The sequence below is a fragment of the Massilia psychrophila genome (assembly GCF_002760665.1).
Lineage (GTDB): Bacteria > Pseudomonadota > Gammaproteobacteria > Burkholderiales > Burkholderiaceae_D > JAFCUW01.
In genome coordinates this window covers 1-3304 of sequence record NZ_PDOB01000071.1, presented here as the reverse complement: position 1 = coordinate 3304, position 3304 = coordinate 1, and the positions used below count along the sequence as shown (strand labels likewise).

The 3304-nt window shown below is 51.2% G+C and carries 2 tRNA genes and 2 rRNA genes; all 4 read right to left on the bottom strand.

Features of this window, described 5'->3' with window-relative positions:
* Nucleotides 1-1161, bottom strand: a 23S ribosomal RNA gene (locus CR103_RS21560); the annotation flags it as partial.
* A 225-nt stretch (nucleotides 1162-1386) separates the two neighbouring features.
* Nucleotides 1387-1462: transfer RNA gene (locus CR103_RS21555), tRNA-Ala, on the bottom strand.
* Nucleotides 1463-1481: 19 nt separating this feature from the next.
* Nucleotides 1482-1558 (bottom strand) — tRNA-Ile (locus CR103_RS21550).
* An 89-nt stretch (nucleotides 1559-1647) separates the two neighbouring features.
* Nucleotides 1648-3176 (bottom strand): 16S ribosomal RNA (locus CR103_RS21545).
* Between the last annotated feature and the right edge of the window lie 128 nt (nucleotides 3177-3304).

The window sequence follows — 3304 nt, the reverse complement described above, 5'->3', positions numbered from 1 at the left end:
AATATCCGCAGCTTCGGTGACTGGCTTAGCCCCGTTACATCTTCCGCGCAGGACGACTCGATCAGTGAGCTATTACGCTTTCTTTAAATGATGGCTGCTTCTAAGCCAACATCCTGACTGTTTTAGCCTTCCCACTTCGTTTTCCACTTAGCCAATCTTTGGGACCTTAGCTGGCGGTCTGGGTTGTTTCCCTCTTGACGCCGGACGTTAGCACCCGACGTCTGTCTCCCAAGCTCGCACTCATCGGTATTCGGAGTTTGCAATGGTTTGGTAAGTCGCAATGACCCCCTAGCCATAACAGTGCTCTACCCCCGATGGTGATACTTGAGGCACTACCTAAATAGTTTTCGGAGAGAACCAGCTATTTCCAAGTTTGTTTAGCCTTTCACCCCTACCCACAGCTCATCCCCTAATTTTTCAACATTAGTGGGTTCGGACCTCCAGGGCGTGTTACCGCACCTTCATCCTGGCCATGAGTAGATCACTTGGTTTCGGGTCTACACCCAGCGACTGTCGCCCTATTCGGACTCGATTTCTCTACGGCTTCCCTATACGGTTAACCTTGCCACTGAATGTAAGTCGCTGACCCATTATACAAAAGGTACGCAGTCACAGAACAAGTCCGCTCCTACTGTTTGTATGCACACGGTTTCAGGATCTATTTCACTCCCCTTCCGGGGTTCTTTTCGCCTTTCCCTCACGGTACTGGTTCACTATCGGTCGATTACGAGTATTTAGCCTTGGAGGATGGTCCCCCCATATTCAGACAGGATTTCTCGTGTCCCGCCCTACTTGTCGCACGCTTAGTTCCACACATCGCATTTCGTGTAAGGGGCTATCACCCTCTATGGCCAGCGTTTCCAAGCTGTTCCACTATGCGTCATGCTAAAACGTGCAGGCTCTTCCCATTTCGCTCGCCACTACTTTGGGAATCTCGGTTGATTTATTTTCCTGCAGCTACTTAGATGTTTCAGTTCGCCGCGTTCGCTTTGCATACCTATGTATTCAGTATGCAATGACCTGTAAAGGCCGGGTTACCCCATTCGGAAATCTGCGGATCAAAGCGTGTTTGCTCGCTCCCCGCAGCTTATCGCAAGCTACTACGTCCTTCATCGCCTGTAATCGCCAAGGCATCCACCATGTGCACTTATTCGCTTGTCCCTATAACGTTAGCTCCTAGCGACTAAACTAAGAAGCGTTATAAAGATAAGAGTACAGCGTTGTTGCTTGTTGCAATTTACAATCACTACCCATCATTTGACCTGTCGGTCAAACGATTAAAACTTTACTTCTTCCAGATTGTTAAAGAACGAAACAGCATTTAATCTCTAAAAGACCAAACCTAAATCCCGGCGTCGTTTGCGCTGATTTACGTTTGAACTTTTTTGGTGGAGGATGACGGGATCGAACCGACGACCCCCTGCTTGCAAAGCAGGTGCTCTCCCAGCTGAGCTAATCCCCCAAGGGTGACCCGGTAACACTGGTAGGGCTGGTTGGACTCGAACCAACGACCCCCGCGTTATCAACACGGTGCTCTAACCAGCTGAGCTACAGCCCCGACTCGGATACTTAATGCTGTTCTTCTTGTTCAACAGTCGATAAGAGTGGACGCTCAATGAATCGGTATCTCTACCTGTGCAACTCTAGAAAGGAGGTGATCCAGCCGCACCTTCCGATACGGCTACCTTGTTACGACTTCACCCCAGTCACGAATCCTACCGTGGTAAGCGCCCTCCTTACGGTTAAGCTACCTACTTCTGGTAAAACCCGCTCCCATGGTGTGACGGGCGGTGTGTACAAGACCCGGGAACGTATTCACCGCGACATGCTGATCCGCGATTACTAGCGATTCCAACTTCATGCAGTCGAGTTGCAGACTGCAATCCGGACTACGATACACTTTCTGGGATTAGCTCCCCCTCGCGGGTTGGCGGCCCTCTGTATGTACCATTGTATGACGTGTGAAGCCCTACCCATAAGGGCCATGAGGACTTGACGTCATCCCCACCTTCCTCCGGTTTGTCACCGGCAGTCTCATTAGAGTGCTCTTTCGTAGCAACTAATGACAAGGGTTGCGCTCGTTGCGGGACTTAACCCAACATCTCACGACACGAGCTGACGACAGCCATGCAGCACCTGTGTATCGGTTCCCTTGCGGGCACATCCAGATCTCTCCGGACTTCCGACCATGTCAAGGGTAGGTAAGGTTTTTCGCGTTGCATCGAATTAATCCACATCATCCACCGCTTGTGCGGGTCCCCGTCAATTCCTTTGAGTTTTAATCTTGCGACCGTACTCCCCAGGCGGTCTACTTCACGCGTTAGCTGCGTTACCAAGTTAATTAAAACCCGACAACTAGTAGACATCGTTTAGGGCGTGGACTACCAGGGTATCTAATCCTGTTTGCTCCCCACGCTTTCGTGCATGAGCGTCAATCTTGACCCAGGGGGCTGCCTTCGCCATCGGTGTTCCTCCACATCTCTACGCATTTCACTGCTACACGTGGAATTCTACCCCCCTCTGCCAGATTCTAGCCTTGCAGTCTTCATCGCCATTCCCAGGTTGAGCCCGGGGATTTCACGACAAACTTACAAAACCGCCTGCGCACGCTTTACGCCCAGTAATTCCGATTAACGCTTGCACCCTACGTATTACCGCGGCTGCTGGCACGTAGTTAGCCGGTGCTTATTCTTCAGGTACCGTCATTAGTGCAGAGTATTAGCCCACACCGTTTCTTCCCTGACAAAAGAGCTTTACAACCCGAAGGCCTTCTTCACTCACGCGGCATTGCTGGATCAGGCTTGCGCCCATTGTCCAAAATTCCCCACTGCTGCCTCCCGTAGGAGTCTGGACCGTGTCTCAGTTCCAGTGTGGCTGGTCGTCCTCTCAGACCAGCTACTGATCGATGCCTTGGTAGGCCTTTACCCCACCAACTAGCTAATCAGATATCGGCCGCTCCAGGAGCACAAGGCCTTGCGGTCCCCTGCTTTCATCCTTAGATCGTATGCGGTATTAGCGCAACTTTCGCTGCGTTATCCCCCACTCCAGGGCACGTTCCGATATATTACTCACCCGTTCGCCACTCGCCGCCAGGTTGCCCCGCGCTGCCGTTCGACTTGCATGTGTAAGGCATGCCGCCAGCGTTCAATCTGAGCCAGGATCAAACTCTTCAGTTCAATCTTGTTTGTTGGCATTGCTGCCACTGTCCGTTAAGACAGGTCGCTCACTCAAAATACTGACAGGCCACTTCTTGCGAAGCGCCTATATTTCTTTTTTGTGAACATTTGATAATTTAAGTATTCAG